Origin of the sequence: Raineyella antarctica (assembly GCF_900092135.1) — a bacterium.
GTDB lineage: Bacteria > Actinomycetota > Actinomycetes > Propionibacteriales > Propionibacteriaceae > Raineyella > Raineyella antarctica.
The window spans coordinates 1-23,147 of sequence record NZ_FMYF01000001.1 but is presented as its reverse complement, the minus strand read 5'-3'; the positions used below and the strand labels follow the sequence as shown (position 1 = coordinate 23,147).

The window sequence follows — 23,147 nt, the reverse complement described above, 5'->3', positions numbered from 1 at the left end:
AGGAAGTCAGCATGAACATCAAGAAACTTCTCGTCACCACAGCCCTGGTGGCCACTCCCGTTCTGGGTGGCTTGGCCGTGGCTCCGGCCTTCGCGGCCCCGTCCTCCCCGGTCCCCAGCAGCAGCGCCACGCAGGCCGCCGTTGGCGGGTCGGAGAGTTCCGAGGCCACGACTGCCGAACACGGTACTCTCGAATCGGCGAACGACGGCCCCGGCGGTCACGCTGACGCGAACGGCGCCAACGTGGATCATCAGTTCAACGGTCAGGAGTAATCGCTCACCGTGGTGGGGCCGCCAGGAGGCGGCCCCACCACGCGGGCTCCAGGAGGCTGACGCATGCACGTGCTTGTAGTGGAGGACAATCCGCGTACTGCCGAGGTCCTGGGCCGGGGGCTGCGTGAAGAACATTGGGTCGTCGACGTGGTCACCACCGGTCGGGAAGCCCTGCGATGGGGTCGGACTCTGCCGTATGACGTCATCGTGCTGGATATCAGGCTTCCCGACATCAGTGGTCATGATGTCTGCCGTCAGCTCCGTGAGCGGGGAGTCTGGACCCCGATTCTCATGCTCACGGCCTTGGGAAGCGTGTCGGAGCGGGTAACGGGACTGGACGAGGGGGCAGATGACTACGTGGTCAAGCCGTTCACCTTCGTCGAACTCACGGCGAGGGTCAGGGCGCTCGCCCGCAGGGGCGCCGTCCCTCGTCCCACCGTGCTGACGGTGGGAGGCCTCACGTTGGACCCGGCCGCCAACCGGGCCGAGCGCGACGGGGTCGCACTCGATCTGTCCTCCAAGGAGTTCGCACTGCTGGAACTGTTCATGCGTCACCCCGGAGATGTGCTGTCACGCACCTTCATCCGGGAGAAGGTCTGGGATTTCGCCTACGACGGTGACTCCAACGTGGTCGATCAGTACGTGGGTTACCTTCGGCGCAAGATCGACCGTCCCTTCGGCAGGCATGACGTGGAAACGGTCCGGGGACGCGGCTACCGGCTCGCAAGACCTGCGACTGGCTGACATGAGTCTGCGGCTGAGGGTGACCCTGATCTTCACACTGGGCATGCTGATCGTCGTGTCCGTGGTGGGGTGGTGGCTCGTGAACTCCCTGTCCCACTCCGTTGATGTCGCGATGGACACCTCGCTGCGAGCCCGCGCGGACGCCCTGGTCCAGCAGTACGGCGCCGGCACAGGGTTCCAGGACGGAGCCCTACGGGCCTCCGGACTCTCACCGGTGGACACCCTCGCGCAAGTCGTCGACGGCTCGGACCGTCTGGTCGAGACGTCGGAGGGTGCGGGAACCGATCCGCTGCTCACCCCGACTCAGCTGGCCCAGGCGCGTACGGCACCGCTGTCGGTGAACACCACCCTGCCGGGAGGTGAACCCGTCCGCGTGTTCGCGATGTCGATGGAGTCCAGCGGAACACCTTCCGCGTTGGTGATCACCGGCACCAGTCGTCGCACCACCCTGGCGACCCTCCATGACATGGTGCTCCAGTTGGTCGCCGGCGGAGCCACGCTGATGGCCCTGGCCACGATGGTCGAGTGGCTGGCTGTCGGGGCGACCCTCAAACCCATTGAACGAATGCGGCAGAAGGCCGAGCAGATCAGCGGGGACCCGGACTCCGCTGCCAGGCTCCCGGTGGGACGCCGTCACGACGAAGTGGCGCGGCTCGGCCACACATTCAACGACCTGATCGAGCGGATGCAGCATTCGCTGAGCCAGCAGCGACGCTTCGTCGCCGACGCCAGCCATGAACTGCGTACCCCGCTGACCATGCTGCGCGCCGAACTGGAGTTGGGCGCGCGAGCGGGCCGCCGACCCGAGGAGGTCCAGCAGTCTCTGCGATCTGCGCACGCGGACACTGAACGCCTGGTCCGCCTGGTGAACGGGCTGTTGGCCCAGGCCACAGCCGATACGGCAGCGACCGGCCCGGATCGGGGGCTCGTTGACCTTGCCGCCACCGCCGCCGAAGCCGTCGATCTCATGAATCGGGCACACAGCGATGTCGCGATCGCCCTGCAGGTCACCGATGGGCCTTTCCCCATGGTCGGCTCACATGACCGGCTGGTGCAGCTTGCGATCAACCTCATCGACAACGCCGTCAAGGCGTCCCCTGTCGGTGGTCGCGTGGACGTACTCGTCGAGCCCGATGAGCGGGATGATGGCCTGGGAGTCCTGCTGTGTGTCGGTGACCGCGGAAAAGGATTCGAGGAGGGGTTTCTGCCGCACGCCACCGAGCGCTTCGCCCGCGAACAGCCCACGGAGGTCGGTACCGGCGCGGGTCTCGGGCTGGCGATCGTGGAGTCCATTGCCCGCGAGCATGGCGCAACTCTGCAGATCGGCAATCGTGCAGACGGCGGAGCCCGCGTGTGCGTCCGCTTCCCGATCGTCACCCAGTAGCTCCTGGCCCCGCCGATCTGGTGGCGGGGCCTGTACCGGCCGAACTGCAAGAACGCCGTGGAGGCAGTCAACGCCGTCCCGGGCCGTGGGGAGGGGCGGATCTTCGCCACTCGGTGGGGGCGACACAATGGAGGCATGCGTATGCTGATGGTCGAGGACGATCCGTCCCTCTCGAAGCTGGTCTCCGACGGGTTGCGGAGCGAGGGGTTCATCGTCGACGTCGCGTCCAACGGGCGCGACGGTCTCTGGATGGCCCTGGAGGGGGCGTACGACGTCGCGGTGATCGACATCATGCTGCCCGCCCTGAACGGCTACGACATCGTGAAGGGCATGCGGGCCCGCCAGGTCTGGACCCCGGTGCTGATGCTGACGGCCAAGGACGGGCCGTACGACCAGGTGGACGCCTTCGACCTGGGGGCCGACGACTACCTGACCAAGCCGTTCGATTTCGTCGTGCTCGTCGCACGGCTGCGTGCGCTGATCCGTCGGGGTGCGCCGGAGCGGCCGACCGTGCTGAGCGTGGGCGACCTGTCACTCGACCCGGCCAGCCACCGGGTGTGGCGCGGCGAAGCGGAGGTCGAGCTGACGGCCAAGGAGTTCATGCTGCTGGAGTACCTGATGCGCCGGCGTGGCCAGGTGGTCTCCAAGACGCAGATCCTCGACGGCGTGTGGGACCCGGCGTTCGCCGGGGACACCAACATCATCCAGGTCTACGTGAGCTACCTGCGCCGCAAGGTCGACGAGCCGTTCGGGCGGCATTCGATCGAGACGGTGCGCGGCGTCGGCTACCGGCTGGTCGACAGCCCGCCCGTGCCCTGATCCAGCACGGCGGGACCCGGCAGGTCAGGAGCGGGCACGGTCTGGTCGCTCGTGTCCTCTTCTGGTGAAGCCTGCCTGTGGAGCGGGAGGCGGAGGGTGAACCGGGCGCCGCCCAGGCCGGAGCGGTCCACGGCCACGCTGCCGCCGTACAAGGCGACGAGTTCGCGGACGATGGCCAGACCGAGCCCGCTGCCACCGTCGTCGCGGTTGCGCGCCTCGTCGAGCCGGACGAACCGCTCGAACACCCGCTCCCGCTGGTCCTCCGGGATGCCGGGGCCGTCGTCCTCGACCCGGACCACCGCCTCGGCCCCCTCGGCGGCGACCGACAGCACCACGCGGGAGGTCGCCGCCCGCACGGCGTTGTCGGCCAGGTTGCGCACCACCCGGACCAACTGCAGTCGGTCCCCACGGACCCGCGCGGGGCGTACGTCGAAGCTGACCTCCACCCGGCCGGAGGGCCGCGGCCGGCGGGCCTCCTCGACGACCAGGTCGTCCAGGTCCACATCGCGCCAGCGGGTGGCGGGCACCGAGCCGGCATCACCACGGGCCAGCGTGAGCAGGTCGTCGACGAGCCGTTCCATCCGGTGGGTCTCGGTCACCATCACCGGCGCCAGGCTGCTCCACCGCTCCCCCGTCGGGTCACCGGTGCCCATGTCGAGGGCGGTGTGCAGGCTGGCCAGGGGGGAGCGCAGCTCATGACTGGCGTCGGCGACGAACTGGTTCTGCTGGCGGCGGCCACGTTCGAGGCGTTCGAGCATCGCGTTCATGGTGAGGGCCAGGCGCCCGATCTCGTCGTCGGTCCCCGAGACCGGGACGCGCGCGTCGAGGTGTCGCGAGGAGATCGACTCGACCGTGCTGCGGATCCCCTCGACGGGTCGCAGCGAGCGGCTGATGAGCCACCAGGCGATGATCCCGGAGGCGAGGACGATGACCGGGGTGCCGAGCAGCAGCAGTTTGACGACGGTGGTGACGGCCTCGCGCTGGGAGACCTGCGGCAGGGCCACTGCGGCGGTGACGGGGTGATCGTCGATGAGGACCCCGGTGGCGGCGGTGACCGGGCCGGGGATGTCCCGCAGGGTCGGCAGGGGGGTGATGCCCTCCACCAGGACCTGCCCGATGGCCGGGTGGAGGGTGGTCAGGGGGGCGCCGGGACGCGAACTGTAGAGGAGGCGACCCTGCGCATCGATGAGCTGGACGACGGCGCCGGCGCCGACCTCGGCGCCGGTTTCCCCGTTGAGGCCCTCGAGCCCTTCCCGGCCGACCAGATCGACGATGGCCTGGAGTTGGGCGGTGGCCTGGGTCTTCAGTGACGATGTCAGCGCGGAGTAGAGCGCCAGGCTGACGATGCCGGTCCCCATCACCAGGGCCAGCCCGACGATCGCCATGGTCGCCAGCGCCAGCTTGGCGCGCATGCCGACGGCGAGCAGGATCCGGCTCATCATCACCTCCTGGTTCCCGCCCCCAGCCTAGGCCTGGGGCCTTGTCGGGGTGGGACCGTCCTCATCGGCTTCTCACAGGCGGCGGGGACAGTGGAAGACAATCGCTGTCCGAGTGGCCGGAGCCTGACCCTCGAGCGGCAACACAGGAAGGAAGTCCCATGACAGACCTTGCCACCAACGAACTGCCGGACCGCCGGCGCCGTGATGGTGCTGCCCGGTCGGGGGTGGGCACCGCGCACCACGAGGACGCACCACAAGGCCGCCCTCGGCGCCGCCGCCGCTGGCTGGCGGTCCCCGCCCTCGTGCTCGCCACCCTCCTGCTGTGGAACGGTGTCTCGCTGGGCCAGGCGCTCGCCGCCCCGGGCACCGACACCACCGCCGCCCGCGTCGCCGAATGGGCCCGCGACCACGGGATGAGCGGCCTCATCACCCTCCTGGAACAGTGGCAGTACCAGCTGAACCCGCCCAAGGCCGGCGGGACCCCGGACCGCTCCGCCCTCCAGGTCGGTTCCTCCGGTGCCGTACGCACCGAGAGCGTACGGCCCTCGACCATCCCCTCGCAGGGCGGCCCGGCCCTGCCCGGCGAGGGGCAGTGGCACCCGCTCTACTCCTCCCAGGGACACACCGCGGCGATGGTCACCTCGCTGCGCCCGGACGCGGTGCACACCTCCTACGTCGTCCACGTGGTCTGGATGGACCCCCGGCTGAACTCGTTCGTGCTGCATCCCGGCACGAAGGAACCCGGCCCGGTCCCGCACGAGACGAGCCAGCTCAGCGGCACCGCCGCCTCGACCGTGCTGGCCTCCTTCAACAGCGGCTTCAAGATCGTCGACGCCCACGGCGGCTACTGGCAGGACGGACACGCCGTCGCGCCACTGCGCCAGGGCGCGGCCTCGATGGTGCTCGGCAGTGACGGCATGCTGAAGGTGGAGAGCTGGCCCGGCGGCCAACCCGGCGCCGGCGTCGCGGCCGTGCGCCAGAACCTCACCCTGCTCGTCGACAAGGGAAGCATCACCCCCGCCGTCTCCAACCCCAGCCCCGCCATCTGGGGCAAGACCGTCGGCAGCGCCGCCGCGGTATGGCGCAGCGGTGTCGGCACCCGCGCCGACGGGTCGACCGTCGTGGTGATCGGCCCCTCACTGACCGTCGGGGCGCTCGCCCACATCCTCCACGACGCCGGAGCGGTCGAGGCGATGCAGCTCGACATCAACAAGGACTGGACCAGCTACATCACCTACACCCACACCGCCAATGCCACGACGGCCAAGAAGCTGACCAGCGACGAGACCGCCGCCGCCGACCGCTACCTGCAGCCCTCCAGCCGCGACTTCGTCGCGGTGATGCCACGGCACGCCTGATCGCCAGCCGAACTCACACACCGACGCGGTGGGGCCAGCCAGCCCGGTGTGACGACTGGGGGGGAAATCTTTACTTTACCCCCACCTCGATCATTACCGGCCGCTGGGAGGCTGGAAGACATCGGGCGGTCGAGTGATCGCCTCTTGGAACCAGGAGGATCACCATGATGGGTCGGGGCGGAATGGGATGGGGCGGCGCAGGTTACGGCGGCGCAGGTTACGGCGGCGCGGGATGGGGAGGCATGTTCGCAGGCTTCTTCCTGTTCGTCCTGGCGGTTCTCGTCATCGCCGCGCTCGTCTACCTCTATCGGCGCGCCCACCTCGGGAACCGGCTGGTCACCACACCTTCGCAGGCCGGTCGGGACAGCCACAGCGCCGCACGGGCGCCGTATCGCACCGGGCATGGCGCCACAACGAGCCCGGAGGATGAGGCCATGAGGGCGCTCACCGCACGTCTGGCTTCCGGCGAGATCACTCCCGAGGACTACCAGGAGCGCGTGGCCACCCTGCGTAGCGTCCGCGACCAGGGCCTCGACCCGACCGCGGGCATGCCCTACCTCGCACCGGAGGACGCAGCCCAACCGAACCGGCGTGCCGCCTGATCGCGCGTCGACCACGCACCCCGGGACTGCCTACGAGCGTCCCGGGGTGTGTGCTTGCCCTACCCGGCAGCAGCCTCGCGGGCACTGTCCAGGGCTGTGGGAAATCTTTACTTTGCCCCCACCTCCATCATTACCGGCCGCTGCGAGGCTGGAAGACATCGGGCGGTCGAGTGGCCGCCCCGCAGACCAGGAGGATCACCATGATGGGTTGGGGCGGAAACGGTTGGGGCGGCATGGGTTGGGGCATGGGTTGGGGCGCCATGATCGGGATGGTGGTGTTCTGGATCGTCCTGATCGCGCTCATCGCGTGGGCGGTGAGCCGGCTGCTGCCGGCGCGCCGGGTGGAGGGCGGCTCCCCGCAGCCCCCACAGGAGACTCCCGAGGAGATCCTGGACCGCCGCTTCGCGCGCGGCGAGATCGACCTGGAGACCTACCAGACCCAGCGCGAGGTGCTGGCGGCTGCCCGCAAGGAACGCCGATGACCAGGAAGCGTCTGAGCAAGGCCGGCCCGCGGTGGCTGGCCTGGGTGGTGCTGGCCGTTGCCGGCCTACTGCTGGTCGCCTCGGTGGCTTTCGTGGCATGGGGGTTCGGACGGCCCCCAGCACCTGTGGGTGGTGTCGCGCCGCAGTGGTCGGGGCACGGCGCCCCAATGACGGGTCCCGGCGGCCGCGGACAGGTCGGTGGACCGTCCGGGGGCATGATGGGCGGCCGGGTATGGCTGGCCGGTGACGGCGTGCGGGTCGGGACGATCGCCCAGGCCCGCGCCCGCGCCACCCAGGCCGCCGCTTCCAGCGGGCTGCGTCCGGGTGAAGTGATGCAGTTCACCAACAACTTCTATGTCGAGTTGAAGGACACCTCGGGTGCCCCCACGACGGAGGTACTCGTCGATCCGGCCACCGGTGCGGTCGCCACCGAGTACGGGCCTGCCATGATGTGGAACACCGGCAACCGTACGGCCACGGTTTCCGCCGATCAGGCGGTGGCCATCGCCAACCGGTGGTTGCCGACCAACGCGGCCGGCCAGACGGCGGCCACCCCCGAGGCCTATCCCGGCTACTACACGATCGACACCACCTCAGGTGGCAAGAAGGTGGGCATGCTGTCGGTGAACGCCACCACGGGCGCGGTCTGGTACCACACGTGGCACGGCCAGTTCCTTGCGGAGGAGGACGCCTAGTGACAGAGAAGAAGCTGAGCGCGTTGGTCGTCGACGATGAGCCCAGCATCGTGCGGGTCGTGGAGGGCTACCTGGTCAAGGACGGCTTCGAGGTCCGCACCGCCGCCGACGGGGAGACGGCGCTCGCGCTCGCGCAGGAGTCCGAGCCCGACGTCGTCGTGCTCGACCTGGGCCTGCCCGGCATGGACGGCATCGAGGTGTGTCGACGCCTGCGTACCTTCAGTACCTGCTACATCCTGATGCTGACCGCGCGCGCCGATGAGGTCGACATGCTGATCGGGCTCGCCGTCGGCGCCGACGACTACGTCATCAAGCCTTTCTCCCCCCGCGCGCTGGTGGCACGGGTCCGCACCCTCCTGCGACGCCCCCGCACCCCCGTGGCCGGCGCCGCGTCGCCGGCCGGCACGGACACGCGTGTCTTCGGCCAGCTCGTCATCGACGTGCCGGCCCGCGAGGTCCGCGTGGCCGGATCGGTGGTCCCCCTGACGCGCACCGAGTACGAACTGCTGGAGGCCCTGAGCAGCGCCCCCCGGATGGTGTTCACCCGGGCACAGCTGCTGGACCGGGTCTGGGAGGGTGGGGCAGGTTCCGCACCGGGTGATGAGCACCTCGTCGACATCCATGTGGGCCACCTGCGCCACAAGCTGGGCGATGATCCACGTGACCCGCGCTACGTGCTCACGATCCGCGGCGTCGGCTACCGGATGGGTCCGGGATGACCCGCCGGCCGATCAGCGCCGGGCTCGCGCGCCTCGGGCTGGCACCCCGCCTCCTGCTCAACAACCTGCTGGTCATCGTGGCAGGCGCCGGCACCGTCGTCCTGACCGTGCTGCTCGTCGCACCGGCCGTGTTCCAGCTGCACCTGCGCAGGGCCGCCGTGCCCCTCGATGCGAAGGTCCTCGAACACATCGGCCGGGCCGTCGACCAGGCCGTCCTGGTGTCGGTCGGCGTCGGCGTGGTCATCGCCACGTTCACCGCCTCCACGATCAGCTGGCTCGTGGCCCGACGCCTCGCAGCGGCCGTGGCGGAGGCCGCCGACACCGGTCGTCACCTGGCCGACGGACACCTCGACGCGCGCGTCCTCGACCCCGGAATGGGACCCGAACTCGCCACTCTCACAACCTCACTGAACGACCTCGCCGAGCGGCTGCAGTCCACCGAGACGACCCGCAGGGAGCTCACCGCAGATCTGGCCCACCAGCTCCGCACACCGATCACGTCGATCGAAGCGACCCTGGAAGCCGTACGCGAGCACGTCCTACCTCCCGACGACCTGACCCTGGAAACCCTGACTGCCCAGAGCGCCCGGCTGCGACGCCTCGTCGCCGACCTCGAAGTCGTCTCCCGGGCCGAGGAACGCCAACTCCTCCTCAACGTCGAACCCGTCGCCATCCCCGCCCTGGTGGAGGAGGCCCTCGGCGCCCAACGCGAGCGCTACCGCGCCGCCGGCATCCACCTCGAGGCGACCATCAACCCAGGTCTCCCCCTGGTGCTGGTCGACCCCGACCGGATCCAGGAGGCACTGGGGTGCCTGCTCGACAACGCCCTGCGCCACACGCCGCCCGGAGGCACCGTGACGCTCACGGCACAACCGCGCGACACCGCCCGAAGCGCGCCCGCGCAGATCATCGTCAGCGACACCGGGGACGGCTTCCCCCCGTCCGAAGCCGAACACCTCTTCCACCGCTTCACGAAGGGGCCGCACAGCACCGGGTCCGGCCTCGGCCTGACCATCGCCCGGGCCCTCGTCGAAGCCCACCACGGCACGCTCCTCGCCCACAGCGACGGCCCCGGAAACGGCGCGCGGTTCACGATCACGCTCCCACCCGCCAACCCCGCCCGATCCTGACCAGCTACCCGGTCCCCCTCGGTGTGACCGTCCACGGCTCGTGGGTGGGACCTATGCGCGGACCGGTTCGAGTGCCGCGGCCGTCTGCGGTGTGCGGCCAGTCCGGGTGGTCTGCGCGCGGCGCGGCGTCGCTGATGCCGTCCCCGACCATCGCCGTGGGGTGGGTACGGGTCAGATCGGTGATCGCGTCGGCCTTGTCGGCCGGACGCTGGTCGGCCAAGACCCCTGGTGATGAGCAGATCAGCCAGCGCGCCCTCGCGGACGAGATCGGGCAGACTGGGCCGATGAGTGGTCAGGCCCAGGAGTCCTCGGTGATGCACATCGGCGTGGTGGCTGAGCGCACCGGTCTCAGCCTGCGTACGTTGCGGCACTACGACGAGATCGGCCTGGTGCACCCGACCGGACGCACCGACGGCGGCTTCCGGCTGTACTCGGAGGCGGACGTGGAACGGCTGCTGCTCATCCGGCGGATGAAGCCGCTGGGGTTCAGCCTGCAGGAGATGCAGGACCTGCTCACCCTGACCGACGCCCTTGCCGCTGGCGAAGCGCCCGAGACGGCACTGCAGGAGCTGCGGCGATTCGAGAGCCTCGCAGCTGAGCGCCGCGCGGATCTGTCACGAAAGATGCAGATGGCCGACGAGTTCCTCGATCGGTTGCGAGCCCTCTCTGCCTCGGACGGATCCGGGCAGTAGCCCTGCCCTGGGTGCGCACGCATTCCGCGCCGATTTCCGCACCCTAACCAACCTCACGTAACGTTAGGTTTGGCAATCGGGGCCTTCGCGCGGCGAGTTCCGTTGCGGGCCCCTCCTCCCCCATCTGCGAGGCAACCCCATGACTCCGACCGTCGCGCCCGAGCTGGCGCATCAACACTCCCAGGGTCACCCGGATACTGTTCGGTCCGTCCTCCGGTCGCCACGTCGACTCAAGACCGAGGTCCTGGCCGGCCTGGTCGTCGCACTGGCACTGATCCCCGAGGCGATCTCGTTCTCCATCCTGGCCGGCGTCGCCCCACAGGTCGGGCTCTTCGCGTCCTTCACCATGGCCGTCACGATCGCCTTCGTGGGCGGTCGCCCGGCGATGATCAGCGCCGCCACCGGAGCGGTCGCCCTCGTCATTGCCCCTGTCGCGCGCAACTACGGTTTCGACTACTTCCTGGCCACGGTGATCCTGGCAGGGCTGCTGCAGGTCGTGCTGGCTGTCCTGGGCGTGGCGAAGTTGATGCGCTTCATCCCGCGCAGCGTGATGACAGGGTTCGTCAACGCCCTGGGCATCCTCATCTTCACCGCCCAGTTGCCCCACCTGATCGGCGGCGACATCCCGCTCCTGGTCTATCCGCTGGTCGCGGCAGGGATCGCGATGCTGGTGTTCCTGCCTCGGCTGACCTCCGTCGTACCCGCCCCGTTGGTCACCATCGTGGTGATCACCGCGGTCGTCGTGGTTGCGGGCTGGCGCGTCCCCAACGTCTCCGACCAGGGTGCGCTACCGCAGTCGTTGCCCGAGTTCTTCTTCCCGAACGTCCCACTGTCCTTCGACACCCTCCGGATCATCGGCCCCTACGCGATCGCCATGGCCCTGGTCGGACTCATGGAGTCCCTGATGACCGCCAAGCTGGTCGACGACATCACCGATACGCACTCTGACAAGACCCGCGAGAGCTGGGGCCAGGGTGTGGCCAACGTGGTCACCGGCTTCTTCGGTGGCATGGGTGGCTGCGCGATGATCGGCCAGACGATGATCAACGTCAAGCAGTCGGGAGCCCGCACCCGGATCTCGACCTTCATCGCCGGCCTCTTCCTCCTCATCCTCGTGGTCGCCCTAGGTGATGTGGTCGGCCTGATACCGATGGCAGCCCTGGTCGCCGTCATGGTCATGGTCTCGGTCGGGACCATCGACTGGCACAGCCTGCGGCCCTCGACCCTGCGGATGATGCCGCTGTCGGAGACCCTCGTCATGCTCGTGACCGTCGTCGCGACCGTGGCCACGCACAACCTCGCGATCGGCGTCGTCCTGGGCGTCCTCACCGCAATGGTGATGTTCGCCCGCCGCGTCGCCCACATGGTGCTGATCGAGCCGGTCTGGGAAACCGACGTCGACGGCGACGGAACCGTCGACGTCCGCCGCTACGCGGTCGAGGGCGAGCTGTTCTGGGCCTCCAGCAACGACCTCGTCTACCAGTTCGACTATGCCGGCGACCCCGAGACCGTCATCATCGACCTCACTGCCGCGGATATCTGGGACGCATCCACGGTCGCGACCCTCGATGCGGTCCGGAACAAGTACGCGGCGCGGGGCAAGAAGGCAGAGATCGTCGGCCTCGACGGCGAGAGCCTGCGGCGCCTCGAGCGCCTGTCCGGGAGACTGGGAGAGGGGCACTGAGCAGGCATCCGGCCCAAGATCCGCCCTCGGCCCCTGAGGCCACTCCGGCATCCTCACCGGATACTGCCCGATGGCTCAGGGCGCGGCCGGTGCCCACCTCACGATGATGCGGATGGACGTCCCCACGGACCGGGCCATGTCCGCCGTCCGGCTCCCTCTCGGCCGCTGGACCACGGCCAGCGACGTCGAGCAGGCGGCTCACCTCCTCACCACCTGGGTCGAGAGCGCGTAGGCGCATCCCGGGACGCCCGCTGCCCTGGGGTCAGATCACTTCGCGGGCGCAGGGACCTTCGCACCCGTTTCTAGGCTGCCTCTCCTTCGTCGACGGCCAGACCGGCCAATCGCCATTCGAGCATGCCGTCCTCGAGCCGGCGGGCGTGGAGACCGTGGGCGCGCAGGATGTCGAGCGCTTCGTAGGCCATGACGCAGTAGGCGCCCCGGCAGTAGGCGACGAGCTCACCGTCGGCGGGCAGTTCGGAGATGCGTTGCTCGAGTTCCTCCAGCGGGATGGATACCGCGTCGGGGAGGTGGGCGGCACGGTACTCGTCGGCGGGACGAACGTCGATGATGGTCAGCCTGCCCTCCTTGGCATGAGCGGCCAGCTCTTCTCGGGTCAGGGCCTGCTCCTGGGCGCGGGGCCCCTCGAGCTGGAGATAGGCGACGCGGCGGGGCTCGACCGTAGGAACCCGGTCCTGGGCGACCGAGCGCAGGAGAGCGAACAGCCGCAGGACGTCCGGGCCGGCAATCCCGTAGAAGATCTTCGTGCCCTCCCTGCGGGTGGAGACGAGCCCGGCTTGGCGAAGTGCCTGCAGGTGGGCCGAGGCCGTACTCAGACCCAGGCCCGCGGCGGCGGCGAGGGCCTCGACACTGCGCTCGCCCTGGGCCAGGAGGTCGAGCAGCTCCAGCCTCTTGCCGTTGGCCAGGGCCTTGCCCACTCGCGCGAATTCTTCGAACAGCGCGGCCTTCTCTGCACGGTCCCCCACTTGATCCTCCAAAGATCCATGTAATACTAGAGTCAATTCTATTCCAGGCTTTCTTGGAATACTACGCCGGCTGGGGCTCCGACCCCGGAGAGGACGAGAATGGCTCCCATCGCCCCCATCCCTGTTGTCGACGAAGGCCTCGGCAACTCCACCTACCTGCTCGATCTGGGCGCGGGCCGCGCCCTGGCCCTGGACCCGCAGCGCGACCTGCGCGCCCTGCGGGCCGAAGCGGCAACGCGCGGCCTGCGGATCGTCTACGCGGTCGAGACGCACCTGCACACCGACTTCGTCTCCGGCACCGCCGAACTCGCAGCAGTCGAGGGAGCGCGGATCATCTCCCCGGCCGTGGGCGAGCGCGCCTTCGACCACCTGGGGCTCGCGGACGGTGAGGACCTCGACCTGGGCAGCCTCACCCTCCGGGCCCTGTCCACTCCCGGGCACTCGCCTGAGCACCTTTCCTACCTGCTCTACGAGGGCGACACTCTCGCCGGAGTCTTCACCGGCGGTTCGCTCATGGTCGGCACCGCCGGACGGACCGACCTCGTCGGCCCCGAGCAGACCGTCCCCTTGGCCAGGGCACAGTACCGTTCCCTGCACAGGCTGATGGAACTGCCCGACGAGACCCCGGTCTGGCCCACCCACGGCGCGGGATCCTTCTGCTCGGCCGGCGCCGGAGCGGAGCGCACCACGACCATCGGACGCGAACGGCGCACGAACCCGCTGCTGCAGCTGGAGCGCGAGGATGCCTTCGTCCAGGCCCTGATGGCCCGGATGGGCAGCTTCCCCGGCTACTTCCGCCGCCTGCCCGAGGTGAACCGCCGTGGCCCGGCCGTGCTGGCCTCGCCCGCGGGCCTCGCGCCGCTCTCACCCGCCCGCGTCCGGGAGCTGCTGGCCGCCGGTGCGCAGGTCGTGGACGCCCGACCGACCCGTGAGTTCGCCGCCGGGCACCTCCCCGGCGCGATCAGCATCCCCTTGCGGCCCGTGTTCGCGCTCTGGCTGGGCTGGCTCGCCGATCCCCAGGCCCCCCTGGTCATCGTGCGCGGAGCGGACCAGGATCCCGAGGCCATCGCCGCCGCCGCAGCCAAGGTGGGCTTCGACTCCCCCGCGGGCGAACTCACCGGGGACATGGCCGCCTGGACCGCGAACGGTGGCGCGACCGAACGCACCGAACTCACCGACGCCGCTGGCCTGGCCCGGATGTCGGACGCGACCGTCGTCGACGTACGCCAGGCGGCCGAATACGCCGCCGGCCATGTCCCGGGCGCGATCAACCTCCAACTCGGTGACCTCCTCAAGACCGATGGCCCCCTGCCCGAGGGCCCGGTCGTGGTGATGTGCGGGCACAGCGAACGCGCCGGCGGGGGCGCCAGCCTGCTCGAACGCGCCGGGCTGTCAGGCATCACGATCCTCGACGGCGGTCCCGACGAGTGGGCTGCGGCGGCAGGCCGCCCGGTCGCCACGGGGGTCGAACAGTGAGCGGGCGACGCAAGGATCATTGACCCGGGGCTCGGGAGAGGGTGCCGCCTCCGGCCCGGTGCTGGGACTGCGGCAGAACCTGGCCCAATTCCTCCTCCTGGTCGCGGTCAACGCCCTCGTCGGCGGCACCCTCGGCCAGGAGCGCACAGTCCTGCCGCTGCTGGCGTCCCAGACGTTTCACCTCGGTCTGTACACCAGCGCGCTGACGTACATCCTCGCCTTCGGCCTGTCCAAGGCCGCGATGAACTACTTCGCGGGCACGCTCTCGGACCGGTACGGCCGCAAACCGGTGCTGGTGGCCGGCTGGCTGGTGGCCATCCCCATCCCGCTGATGCTCATCTTCGGGCCCACCTGGGCGTGGATCGTCGCGGCGAACGTGCTCCTGGGCACCAGCCAGGGCCTGACCTGGTCCACCACCGTGATCATGAAGATGGACCTCGTCGGCCCGAGGCAGCGCGGCCTCGCCATGGGCCTCAACGAGGCAGCCGGCTACCTCGGGGTCGCCGTGACCGCCCTCGCCACCGGGTACCTGGCCTCCGCATACGGGCTGCGCCCCGCCCCGTTCCTCCTCGGCGCGGCGTACATCGCCCTCGGCCTGGGCCTGTCCGTCCTGAGGGTGCGCGAGACCCACCACCACGCCAGGGCCGAGGCCTCCCAGCACGTCAACGCCCACGACCAGGCGCACGCCGGCCTCACCACCAAGGAGATCTTCACCCTCACCAGCTTCAAGGACCGCTCCCTGTCCTCGGTGAGCCAGGCGGGCATGGTCAACAACCTCAACGACGGCCTCGCCTGGGGCCTGTTCCCCGTCCTGTTCGCCGGCGCCGGGCTCAGCCTGCACCAGATCGGCATCCTCGCGGCCGTCTACCCCGCGGTCTGGGGTGCCGGGCAGCTCTTCACCGGGGCCGCCTCCGACAGGTGGGGCCGCAAGTGGTTCATCACCGCCGGCATGCTCGTCCAGGCGGTCGGCCTGGCCGTCGTCGCCGGAGGCGACACCTTCGCGATCTGGCTGGTCGCCGCCGTCCTCCTGGGCCTGGGGACCGCCATGGTCTATCCGACCCTGCTCGCCGCGATCGGGGACGTGGCCCACCCGACCTGGCGGGCCCGGTCCGTCGGGATCTACCGGCTGTGGCGCGACGGTGGGTTCGCCGTCGGGGCGCTCCTTTCCGGGCTCATCGCAGACCTGTACGGAATCCCCGCCGCCATCGGCGCGGTCGCCGCGCTCACCGCACTGTCGGGCCTCGTCGTCGCCCTCCGCATGCGCGGCAACGACCACACCACGACATAGGAGCCGTGGGAGGCCCCGGATGGGGCCTCCCACGCCTCTCTGAGAACCGGCCACCAGCACCGACCCGACCGACTCTGCCCTCCCCCTCGAATCGGGCCCCGACCGCGGCTCGCGGGTCAGACCTATGCGCGGACCGGTTCGAGTGCGGCGCCCGCCTCCGTGGCGGGCAGCCCGGAGGGTCTGCGGGCGGCGCGGATGCCGTTGAGGATGACGATGACCTCGGCGGCCTCGTGGACCAGGACGACCCCGGCCAGCCCGAGCACCCCGAACAGGGCGAGCGGGAACAGGACGATGATGATCGCCAGGGCGAGGGCGATGTTGGCGGTCATGATCCGCCGTCCGCGTCTGGCGTGGGCGAGCGCCGCGGGGATCAGCCGCAGGTCGTGGCCGGTGAAGGCGATGTCGGCGGACTCGACCGCTGCCGCCGACCCGGTCGCGCCCATCGCGATCCCGACGGTCGCGGTCGCGAGCGCCGGGGCATCGTTGATGCCATCCCCGACCATCGCCGTGGGGTGGGTACGGGCCAGATCGGTGATCGCGGCGGCCTTGTCGGCCGGACGCTGGTCGGCCAGGACCCTGGTGATGCCGGCCTGTGCCGCGAGGGCTGCCGCGGTGCGTGGGTTGTCGCCGGTGAGCATGAGCGTCTCGATGCCCTGGTCGGCCAGCATCCTCACGGTTTCGGCGACTTCGGGGCGCAGCTCGTCGCGGATCCCGATCAGGCCCACGGCCTGCCCGTCTGCTTCGACGACCGCGACGCTCATGCCTTCCCCGCTCATCGCATCGGCATCGTCGCCCAATTGCTGGGGATCGATCCAGCGGGGGCTGCCGACCCGTACGATGCGCGTCCCGACACGTCCGGTGATGCCGTGGCCGGCATCCTCGCTCACCTGCGCCGCGGCCGGGGAGCCGGGGGCCGCGGTGATGATCGCGGCGGCCAACGGGTGGGTGCTGGTGGATTCGACCGCCGCAGCCAGTCCCAGTAACTCCTCCCTGCCCATCGCGGGCGCGGTACGTACGTCGACGACCTGGGGCTGGTTGCTGGTCAGGGTGCCGGTCTTGTCGAACGCGACGGTGCGGATGGTGCCGAACTGCTCGAACGCGGCCCCGGACTTGATCACGACGCCGAATCCGGAGGCGGACCCGATGGCGCTGATGACCGTGACCGGCACCGCGATCGCCAGGGCGCAGGGGGACGCGGCGACCAGCACGACCAGGGCTCGTTCGATCCACGTCCACGGATCCCCCGTGAGGAGGCCGAACCCGGCGACCAGTGCGGCGGCGACCAGCACCACCGGCACGAGCGGACGCGCGATCCGGTCCGCGAGGCGGGCGCGTTCGCCCTTGCGGGCATGGGCCTGCTCGACCAGGGCCACGATCTGGGTCAGCGAGTTGTCCCGACCGTCAGCGGTCGCCTCGATCAGCAGGCTCCCCGAACCGTTCACCGCCCCGGCCGGCACCGGGTCACCAGGGCCGACCCCCACGGGGATCGACTCGCCGGTCACCGCGGAGGTGTCGATGCTGGAGCGGCCCTGGGCCACGATCCCGTCGGTCGCGACCCGCTCCCCGGCACCGACCACCAGGACGTCGCCCTCACGGATCTGGGCGACCGGGACCGTGACATCACCACCTGTCCGGGACAGCCGGGCGGTCTGCGGGATCAGGGACAGCAGGGCGCGCAGGCCTTCCTTGGCCCGGTCCATCGCCCGGTCCTCCAGCGTCTCGGCCAGGGAGAACAGGAACGCCAGCGCCGCGGCTTCCCCGACATGGCCGAGCAGGACCGCGCCGATCGCGGCGATCGTCATCAGCAGGCCCACACCCAGCCGGCCGCGCACCAGCCGCCGGATCGCGCCGGGGACGAACGTCCAGGCCCCGGCCAGCAGGGCGACCCACTGGGCGACCAGCGCCGGCACCTCGAGCCCTGACCACGCGAGGACCAGCCCCACAGCCAGGAACACCCCCGAGACCGTCGAAGGCAGCAAGGCGGGGTCTCGCCACCACGGCGGCCGCACCTCCCCCGGCTCGCCGTCGCTCTGCCTGGCCGGATCCGGACCGCAACAGCCGTCGCCGTCCTCATGCGCCAGCGGCGGAACCGCCAGCGTTGAAGAGTCCTGGCCGTGGCCGGGGCGGGCATCGCCAGCCGGGCGCGGGGCACCGAACGTGATCCGGTGGACCGTCGGGGAAGGGCGTCGCGGCTCGTCCGCTCCGCAGCACTCGTCGCTCATCGCGCCCCCTCACCGCCGTCGCAGCAGCCCGGGACCCGGCACTGCGGATCCACGCACGGCGCCTCCTCATCGACGGCAAGGGTCACCTCCACCAGAGCCATCAGCGCGGCAGCCAGATGCGGGTCCGAGATCTCGTAGCGCGTCTGGCGCCCCTCCGGCTCGGCCACGACGATCCCGCAGCCCCGCAGACACGCCAGATGATTCGACACGTTCGTACGCGTCAGGTCCAGGTCGCGCGCCAGCTGCGCCGGATACCCCGGCGCCTCGAGCAGGGACAACAGAATCCGCGAGCGGGTCGGGTCGGCCATGGCCCGGCCCAACCGGTTCATGACATCAACACGAGAAGCAATGGTCAGCACACACTGACCATACAGCGAAGGCTGACCTATCCGGAACCTGAACGCCTCACCCACGGGGCCTAACGGCGTGTGCCAATCTCGTTCGTTTGACCGACACTTCCCGGGACGATGCAGACCTTGACGAGACGACCTCCACCAGCGAGCGCCCGAAGCTCTGCGAGAACTCGGCTGACCGTTCGAGGGTCACCCTGCTGACCTGGTCGTTCGCACGAAGAGGAGGGCCTTGGCCCTGCTGACGTCGTTGGGGCACCGGTCCACACTTGTGGCAGCACCGGAAGTCCAGGACGGAGGGCGCCGAGGTGAAGGTCTTGATCGTGGGGGCCGGGATCGCCGGGCCTACCCTCGCCTACTGGCTGCTGCGGGCGGGGCACCGGCCGACGTTGGTCGAGCACGCGCCCGAGCTGCGCCGCGGTGGCTACCTGATCGACTTCTGGGGAGCCGGGTTCGACGTGGCCGATCGGATGGGGATCATCCCCCAGTTGCGCCGCGAGGGGTACGTGATGCGTGAGGCGCGAGCCGTCGGGCGCAACGGTCGCCGGATCGCCTCGATGAAGCCGGCGGCGATCATGGGCCCCAACGAGCGGTACGTCAGCATCGCCCGGGCCGACCTGGCCCAGGCCATCTACGGTGCACTGCAGGGTGAGGCCGAGCTGGTCCTGGGCGACACTGTGCACGCCCTCGAGGACGACGGGGACCGGGTCCACGTCACCTTCGAGCACGGCCAGCCCCGAGACTTCGACCTCGTGGTCGGGGCGGACGGCCTGCACTCCCGGGTCCGCCGGCTGGTGTTCGGCCCCGACGAGCAGTTCGAGCGCTACCAGGACATCGTCGTCTCGGTCTTCGACGTCCCGGGCTACCGACCCCGCGACGAACTGGTCGCCATGATGCACGCCGAGGTCGGCTTCCAGGCCGTCCGGGTCTCGTTGCGCGACGACGTCACCATGGTGGTCCTCACGGTCCGGCACGACGGCACGGTGCCGCTGGGGAGCGTGGCCGACCAGCAGGCGCTGCTACGGGAACGGTTGCGCGGCGCGGGCTGGGAGATCCCGGCACTCCTCGAGGCGATGCCCCGGGCCACGACCTTCTACTTCGACGCGGTGAGCCAGATCCAGATGCCGTCATGGACCCGGGGCCGGGTGGCGCTGGCCGGGGACGCTGCGGCCTGTCCCTCGCTGCTGGCCGGCCAGGGATCGGCGCTGGCGATGATCGAGTCGTACGTGCTGGCCGCGGAGCTGGCACGATCCGGCGGCGACCACGCGCTGGCGTTCGCCCGCTACCAGACCACGCTCGCCCCATTCCTGCGCTCCAAGCAGGCGGCGGCCAGACGACTGGCTTCGGCGTTCGCCCCGCGCAGCAGGTCCGGGCTGCTGGCCCGCAACGCGGTGATGAAGCTGATGGAACTGCCGCACGTGACGGACCTGGCGATGGGAAAGAGCTTCCACGACGCCATCGAACTACCGGCGTTCCCTTCCGGCTGAGGCCAGCGATCGCAGGGTCCGGTCTCGTCCGCCAGGGCTCCTTCCCTCTGAGGTGTCGACCAGCCGGGCTACGGTCATTCGCCTGCCCTGCCGAGGGCTCACCGCCGCCCAGATGCCCGCAGAAGGCCGTACTCGGCGACCAGACGTTCAGGGATCACGCTGGCCTTCAGGGGCGATGTCGGCACGCAGCCAGACCTCGACCACCTTCACGAACGAATCGATAGCCCGAGCGACAGGGTGACGGCAAAGCGATCCTGGCAGAGAGGATGCGCCCCGGCAGCTCCGGGCTCCGCACGGCGTCACCCAGTACGCAGCGCAGTCGGTCCGCCGGGATCTGGCGTGGCTTGCCAAGCGGTCGGCGGATGTCTTGATGGTGGATGGTGACATCGAGCAGGGCGAGCCGGCCCCCGAAGGTCGTGGCCAGCCCCTGTGGGCGCAGATGATCCCGCAGCCTGTCGAGGAGCTGTTCGGTACTGAGCGACGCGAGTTCGTCGACGTACACCTGGTTGATGGATCCCCCTTCGAGAAGTCCAACAATCTCGTTCGCTTGACAGACACCCGCCGTCGAGGAACTGGCGACCACGCTGTGATGCATAGTCGTGAATGGGATGGCTATGCAGCGGTCGGTGAACGCGCAAGCACCCGGCTCCGTACGAGGGCGAGTACGCCTTCCGCCCTGTTGCTCCTCGTCGTGTCGTCCCGGCTGCCGACTCGGAACCGTCGACTGGCAGACCTCGCCATGCCCCGCCGTCTGCACACCTTCGGGCTGGATCAGTTCGGGCGTACGTACGGGCCGAGGCTGGGGAGAGGCCCACTACGGTGGAGGCATGGACGTCCCGGACCTCACCGACCGACGCAGACGCACCCTGGAAGCCTCCCGCCGTCCCGGCTGGGTCGATGTCGTCCTAGCCGCGGGCATGGGCGTCACCCTGGGGGTGGCCTCCTTCCAGGCAATCTGGAGCTGGATCGTGGGGATCATCCTGTTGGCGCTCACGATCACGATCGCCGTCGTCCTCAATCGCTCGTTCGCCAAGCGACGCGACGTTCCCGGCGAGGGCCTGACGGATCGACGTTCGGCGCTGATGTTCATGGCGATGTACCTCGCCGTCTTCGTGCTGGGCCAGGCCCGCGTGCCACATGCCTGGCAGCCGTGGTGGGCGCTGGCAGTAGCGGTCATCGCAATGTCGGGCGGCCTGGGCTACCTGCGGCTGACCGAGCGCTTCACGATCGAAAGGCTCGCTGGTACTGCTGCGCCGATCTTGATGCGGGAGTGCCCGGAGTCCTTCCGGTCTCCCACCCGAGCGGCGTTGTGCGCCTGTCTCTACCCCGTCTCCGCCCTCGAACGCGCCGCCGTCGTGGAGGGATTGGCGGTCCCCGCCTCGGAGCTGGACGAACAGGTCGCAGCATTGACGAACGCCGGCGACGTCCGTCTCGAGCGGCGCGGACAACTCGGTTCGTCCCGTACCTGGCTGTCCCTGACACTCCAAGGACGCAAGGCCTACGCCGCCGCAGCCAACCAGTCCCCCGGCCGCTGACCCATCGGTCAGACGCGCCACGACCGGACGGCCGAACCCTTCCGGCCACACGTTGCCCTCATCCACGTCCCGATGGACACTGCTGTTTCCTATCGGGACGGCACATCTCCAACAATCACGTTCGTTTGACAGACGGTTCCCCAAGGCGACAGGACTCACCTCGGGCCGACGCCATTGATGCCAGCAGCAACGCCTCGGCGCAACGATCCCTGGTCTCCGTCTGCGAAGACCTTCACGAAGCGGGACACATCAGGCTGCTGGACACCTGGTCTTGCGCAGGTCGGGATCGGCGAGCACCTCCGCGATCAGGGTGGACAGGGCAGACTGGGGTTGATGGGTCAGCGTGGGCACCCTGGGGGTTTCTCGGTCGTTACTCCGAACCCGGGTCGCCCCTCCCTCCGCCCCAGCATCGAGACGCTCAACGGCCCCCGCTGAGTTCCACCACGCTAGAGGACTGACTGTGAGGATGGCGGTACAGCTCGTCTGGTGATGGGCTGTGGGGAAGCCACCTGGTGACGTGACCCTTGGCCTGACTGGCCTGTGTGCCTTTCAGTGGACTTGTCCGTCACGGGTGGCCGACCCCGGCCCGGTCGGAGCCTTGTTGGCCTGATCAGGAGCTTGACCCTCAGGTGTTCACAGCACCTGAGGTGTCCCGTCACAGTCCTGCCGTGACTCCTCCCGGACCGGAACCACGTCCATTCCGGAGCAAGGGAGAACGCATGACCAGTCTGGCCGAAGTCGTCGACTTCGTCATCGGGGTCGACACCCACGTCGAGACCCACACAGCCGCAGTGATCGATGCCCACACCGGTGCCGCGCTGGCCGACCTGAGCGTCCCGACCACCCCCGAGGGTTACCGCGCACTGATCGACTTCGCTGATGAGCACGGCGCGCTGCGCGCGTGGGCGATCGAGGGCACCGGCGGCCACGGCGCCGGACTGACCCGTTTGCTGGCGGCCGGCGAGGAGTACGTGGTGGAGCTGGACCGGCCCGAACGCACCCAGCGCCGCCACGGGGCGAAGTCCGACAAGATCGACGCGGTCCGCGCCGCCCGTGAAGCCCTGGCCCGGCCCGTGCTGGGCACACCCCGGGCGGCCGGGGACCGACAAGCCCTCTCCGTGCTGCTCGCCGCGCGTGGCTCCGCGGTCGATGCCTACACCGTGACCATGCGCCAACTGTTCAGCCTGACCATCGCCGCCCCTGAGGTCCTGCGCGCCAAGCTGCGCGGCCACCGGCCGGTCGAGCAGGTCCGTATCGCCGCCAAGCTACGCATCCAGCCCAGCTGGGACACCGAGACCAGCACCACGGCGCGCGTGCTGCGCCAGCTCGCGCGCCGCTGCCAGGGCCTGCAGACCGAGGCTGCCGGCCACGAAACAGCGATCCTGGCCATCGTGAAGCGCTGGCGACCCGACCTGCTCGACCAACTCGGCGTCGGCCCGATCGTCGCCGCCGTGGTGTTGTGCGCCTGGTCCCACCCTGGCCGGATCCACTCCGAAGCAGCGTTCGCGATGCTGGCCGGCGTCGCCCCGATCCCCGCCAACAGCGGCCAGACCACCACCCGCTACCGACTCAACCGCCATGGGGACCGACAACTCAACCGGGCACTGCACACCATCGTCCTGTCCCGTCAGCGCTACCACCAGCCGACCAAGGACTACACCGCCCGCCGCACCGCCCAGGGCAAGACCCCACGCGAGATCAAACGCTGCCTCAAGCGCTACATCGCCCGCGACCTCTACCGCCTCCTCGAACACCCACCAGTCCTTGACAGACCATAGGAGCGTCC

General features: G+C 69.8%; 23 protein-coding genes. 18 read left to right on the top strand and 5 right to left on the bottom strand.

The window, feature by feature from the left end:
- The first annotated feature begins 11 nt into the window (after positions 1-11).
- The 4 genes from GA0111570_RS00110 (at position 12) to GA0111570_RS00095 (ending at position 3,219) form a co-directional block, all read left to right on the top strand.
- Complete coding sequence (locus GA0111570_RS00110) at positions 12-272, top strand: hypothetical protein (RefSeq protein ID WP_092605150.1); 261 nt, start codon at positions 12-14, stop codon at positions 270-272.
- Between the two features lie 63 nt (positions 273-335).
- Positions 336-1,016, top strand: a complete 681-nt coding sequence (locus tag GA0111570_RS00105) for a response regulator transcription factor (RefSeq protein ID WP_092605148.1) — start codon at positions 336-338, stop codon at positions 1,014-1,016.
- Between the two features lies 1 nt (position 1,017).
- Positions 1,018-2,400: a sensor histidine kinase gene (locus GA0111570_RS00100; protein ID WP_175557248.1), complete on the top strand. Its 1,383-nt coding sequence runs from the start codon at positions 1,018-1,020 to the stop codon at positions 2,398-2,400.
- A 135-nt stretch (positions 2,401-2,535) separates the two neighbouring features.
- Complete coding sequence (locus GA0111570_RS00095; protein ID WP_092605144.1) at positions 2,536-3,219, top strand: winged helix-turn-helix domain-containing protein; 684 nt, start codon at positions 2,536-2,538, stop codon at positions 3,217-3,219.
- Here GA0111570_RS00095 and GA0111570_RS00090 read toward each other — a convergent pair.
- On the bottom strand, positions 3,186-4,658 hold the full coding sequence (locus tag GA0111570_RS00090) for a sensor histidine kinase (protein WP_139283094.1): 1,473 nt from the start codon (positions 4,656-4,658) through the stop codon (positions 3,186-3,188). The two genes, GA0111570_RS00095 and GA0111570_RS00090, sit on opposite strands and share 34 nt — an antisense overlap.
- Positions 4,659-4,816: 158 nt before the next feature.
- Between GA0111570_RS00090 and GA0111570_RS00085 the strand changes: the two genes are divergently transcribed.
- From GA0111570_RS00085 to GA0111570_RS17505, 9 genes are all read left to right on the top strand, one after another.
- Entirely contained in the window at positions 4,817-6,016 is a 1,200-nt protein-coding gene (locus GA0111570_RS00085; protein ID WP_092605140.1) for a phosphodiester glycosidase family protein, read from the top strand.
- A gap of 242 nt (positions 6,017-6,258) precedes the next feature.
- Positions 6,259-6,618: an SHOCT domain-containing protein gene (locus tag GA0111570_RS17510; protein WP_092605138.1), complete on the top strand. Its 360-nt coding sequence runs from the start codon at positions 6,259-6,261 to the stop codon at positions 6,616-6,618.
- A gap of 203 nt (positions 6,619-6,821) precedes the next feature.
- The gene (locus GA0111570_RS00075; protein WP_217633938.1) at positions 6,822-7,100 is read left to right on the top strand and encodes an SHOCT domain-containing protein; all 279 of its coding nucleotides are present in this window, start codon (positions 6,822-6,824) and stop codon (positions 7,098-7,100) included.
- Positions 7,097-7,795 (top strand): hypothetical protein, encoded by a 699-nt coding sequence (locus GA0111570_RS00070; RefSeq protein ID WP_217633937.1) that lies wholly within the window; start codon positions 7,097-7,099, stop codon positions 7,793-7,795. Before GA0111570_RS00075 ends, GA0111570_RS00070 begins: the two co-directional genes overlap by 4 nt.
- A complete protein-coding gene (locus GA0111570_RS00065) occupies positions 7,795-8,514 on the top strand; it encodes a response regulator transcription factor (protein ID WP_245702951.1) in 720 nt (239 codons plus the stop codon). The genes GA0111570_RS00070 and GA0111570_RS00065 overlap by 1 nt, the downstream gene beginning before the upstream one ends.
- Complete coding sequence (locus GA0111570_RS00060; RefSeq protein WP_092605134.1) at positions 8,511-9,644, top strand: sensor histidine kinase; 1,134 nt, start codon at positions 8,511-8,513, stop codon at positions 9,642-9,644. Before GA0111570_RS00065 ends, GA0111570_RS00060 begins: the two co-directional genes overlap by 4 nt.
- Before the next feature lie 284 nt (positions 9,645-9,928).
- Positions 9,929-10,336 carry a MerR family transcriptional regulator gene (locus GA0111570_RS00055; protein WP_092605945.1) on the top strand — a complete coding sequence of 136 codons (408 nt, stop codon included), beginning with the start codon at positions 9,929-9,931 and terminating at the stop codon, positions 10,334-10,336.
- Between the two features lie 139 nt (positions 10,337-10,475).
- Positions 10,476-12,020, top strand: coding sequence for a SulP family inorganic anion transporter (locus GA0111570_RS00050; RefSeq protein ID WP_092605132.1), 1,545 nt, complete (start codon positions 10,476-10,478; stop codon positions 12,018-12,020).
- 70 nt (positions 12,021-12,090) lie between these two features.
- The gene (locus GA0111570_RS17505; RefSeq protein WP_175557247.1) at positions 12,091-12,252 is read left to right on the top strand and encodes a hypothetical protein; all 162 of its coding nucleotides are present in this window, start codon (positions 12,091-12,093) and stop codon (positions 12,250-12,252) included.
- Positions 12,253-12,322: 70 nt separating this feature from the next.
- Here GA0111570_RS17505 and GA0111570_RS00045 read toward each other — a convergent pair whose 3' ends face one another.
- Complete coding sequence (locus tag GA0111570_RS00045; RefSeq protein ID WP_092605130.1) at positions 12,323-13,003, bottom strand: ArsR/SmtB family transcription factor; 681 nt, start codon at positions 13,001-13,003, stop codon at positions 12,323-12,325.
- A gap of 99 nt (positions 13,004-13,102) precedes the next feature.
- Here GA0111570_RS00045 and GA0111570_RS00040 point away from each other — a divergent pair, with 99 nt between their 5' ends.
- Positions 13,103-14,479 (top strand): MBL fold metallo-hydrolase, encoded by a 1,377-nt coding sequence (locus GA0111570_RS00040; RefSeq protein ID WP_092605128.1) that lies wholly within the window; start codon positions 13,103-13,105, stop codon positions 14,477-14,479.
- A 19-nt stretch (positions 14,480-14,498) separates the two neighbouring features.
- Positions 14,499-15,767, top strand: a complete 1,269-nt coding sequence (locus GA0111570_RS00035) for an MFS transporter (protein WP_092605126.1) — start codon at positions 14,499-14,501, stop codon at positions 15,765-15,767.
- Positions 15,768-15,889: 122 nt separating this feature from the next.
- Here the strand turns inward: GA0111570_RS00035 and GA0111570_RS00030 are convergent, their stop codons facing one another.
- Both GA0111570_RS00030 and cmtR read right to left on the bottom strand, forming a co-directional pair.
- Positions 15,890-17,848 (bottom strand): heavy metal translocating P-type ATPase, encoded by a 1,959-nt coding sequence (locus GA0111570_RS00030; protein ID WP_425438592.1) that lies wholly within the window; start codon positions 17,846-17,848, stop codon positions 15,890-15,892.
- Positions 17,849-17,985: 137 nt separating this feature from the next.
- A complete protein-coding gene (cmtR, locus tag GA0111570_RS00025) occupies positions 17,986-18,348 on the bottom strand; it encodes a Cd(II)/Pb(II)-sensing metalloregulatory transcriptional regulator CmtR (protein WP_092605943.1) in 363 nt (120 codons plus the stop codon).
- A gap of 299 nt (positions 18,349-18,647) precedes the next feature.
- Here cmtR and GA0111570_RS00020 point away from each other — a divergent pair, with 299 nt between their 5' ends.
- Entirely contained in the window at positions 18,648-19,826 is a 1,179-nt protein-coding gene (locus tag GA0111570_RS00020) for an FAD-binding domain (RefSeq protein WP_092605122.1), read from the top strand.
- 166 nt (positions 19,827-19,992) lie between these two features.
- On the opposite strand, the gene GA0111570_RS17805 is transcribed toward GA0111570_RS00020, so the two are convergent.
- Positions 19,993-20,409 carry a maleylpyruvate isomerase mycothiol-dependent enzyme family protein gene (locus tag GA0111570_RS17805; RefSeq protein ID WP_217633936.1) on the bottom strand — a complete coding sequence of 139 codons (417 nt, stop codon included), beginning with the start codon at positions 20,407-20,409 and terminating at the stop codon, positions 19,993-19,995.
- Between the two features lie 244 nt (positions 20,410-20,653).
- Here GA0111570_RS17805 and GA0111570_RS00010 point away from each other — a divergent pair, with 244 nt between their 5' ends.
- Both GA0111570_RS00010 and GA0111570_RS00005 read left to right on the top strand, forming a co-directional pair.
- Complete coding sequence (locus GA0111570_RS00010) at positions 20,654-21,361, top strand: hypothetical protein (RefSeq protein ID WP_092605120.1); 708 nt, start codon at positions 20,654-20,656, stop codon at positions 21,359-21,361.
- A gap of 719 nt (positions 21,362-22,080) precedes the next feature.
- Positions 22,081-23,139, top strand: coding sequence for an IS110 family RNA-guided transposase (locus GA0111570_RS00005; protein ID WP_092605118.1), 1,059 nt, complete (start codon positions 22,081-22,083; stop codon positions 23,137-23,139).
- The last annotated feature ends 8 nt before the right edge of the window (positions 23,140-23,147 follow it).

Bases quoted from the DNA above. Each gene is read 5' to 3' on its own strand.
- GA0111570_RS00060 (WP_092605134.1), top strand. From the start codon at position 8,511: ATGACCCGCCGGCCGATCAGCGCCGGGCTCGCGCGCCTCGGGCTGGCA.
- GA0111570_RS00055 (WP_092605945.1), top strand. From the start codon at position 9,929: ATGAGTGGTCAGGCCCAGGAGTCCTCGGTGATGCACATCGGCGTGGTG.
- GA0111570_RS00005 (WP_092605118.1), top strand. From the start codon at position 22,081: ATGACCAGTCTGGCCGAAGTCGTCGACTTCGTCATCGGGGTCGACACC.
- GA0111570_RS00110 (WP_092605150.1), top strand. From the start codon at position 12: ATGAACATCAAGAAACTTCTCGTCACCACAGCCCTGGTGGCCACTCCC.
- GA0111570_RS00010 (WP_092605120.1), top strand. From the start codon at position 20,654: ATGGACGTCCCGGACCTCACCGACCGACGCAGACGCACCCTGGAAGCC.
- GA0111570_RS00095 (WP_092605144.1), top strand. From the start codon at position 2,536: ATGCGTATGCTGATGGTCGAGGACGATCCGTCCCTCTCGAAGCTGGTC.
- GA0111570_RS17505 (WP_175557247.1), top strand. From the start codon at position 12,091: ATGGCTCAGGGCGCGGCCGGTGCCCACCTCACGATGATGCGGATGGAC.
- GA0111570_RS00105 (WP_092605148.1), top strand. From the start codon at position 336: ATGCACGTGCTTGTAGTGGAGGACAATCCGCGTACTGCCGAGGTCCTG.
- GA0111570_RS00040 (WP_092605128.1), top strand. From the start codon at position 13,103: ATGGCTCCCATCGCCCCCATCCCTGTTGTCGACGAAGGCCTCGGCAAC.
- GA0111570_RS00085 (WP_092605140.1), top strand. From the start codon at position 4,817: ATGACAGACCTTGCCACCAACGAACTGCCGGACCGCCGGCGCCGTGAT.
- GA0111570_RS00075 (WP_217633938.1), top strand. From the start codon at position 6,822: ATGGGTTGGGGCGGAAACGGTTGGGGCGGCATGGGTTGGGGCATGGGT.
- GA0111570_RS00100 (WP_175557248.1), top strand. From the start codon at position 1,018: ATGAGTCTGCGGCTGAGGGTGACCCTGATCTTCACACTGGGCATGCTG.
- GA0111570_RS00070 (WP_217633937.1), top strand. From the start codon at position 7,097: ATGACCAGGAAGCGTCTGAGCAAGGCCGGCCCGCGGTGGCTGGCCTGG.
- GA0111570_RS00090 (WP_139283094.1), bottom strand. From the start codon at position 4,658: ATGAGCCGGATCCTGCTCGCCGTCGGCATGCGCGCCAAGCTGGCGCTG.
- GA0111570_RS00050 (WP_092605132.1), top strand. From the start codon at position 10,476: ATGACTCCGACCGTCGCGCCCGAGCTGGCGCATCAACACTCCCAGGGT.
- GA0111570_RS17510 (WP_092605138.1), top strand. From the start codon at position 6,259: ATGTTCGCAGGCTTCTTCCTGTTCGTCCTGGCGGTTCTCGTCATCGCC.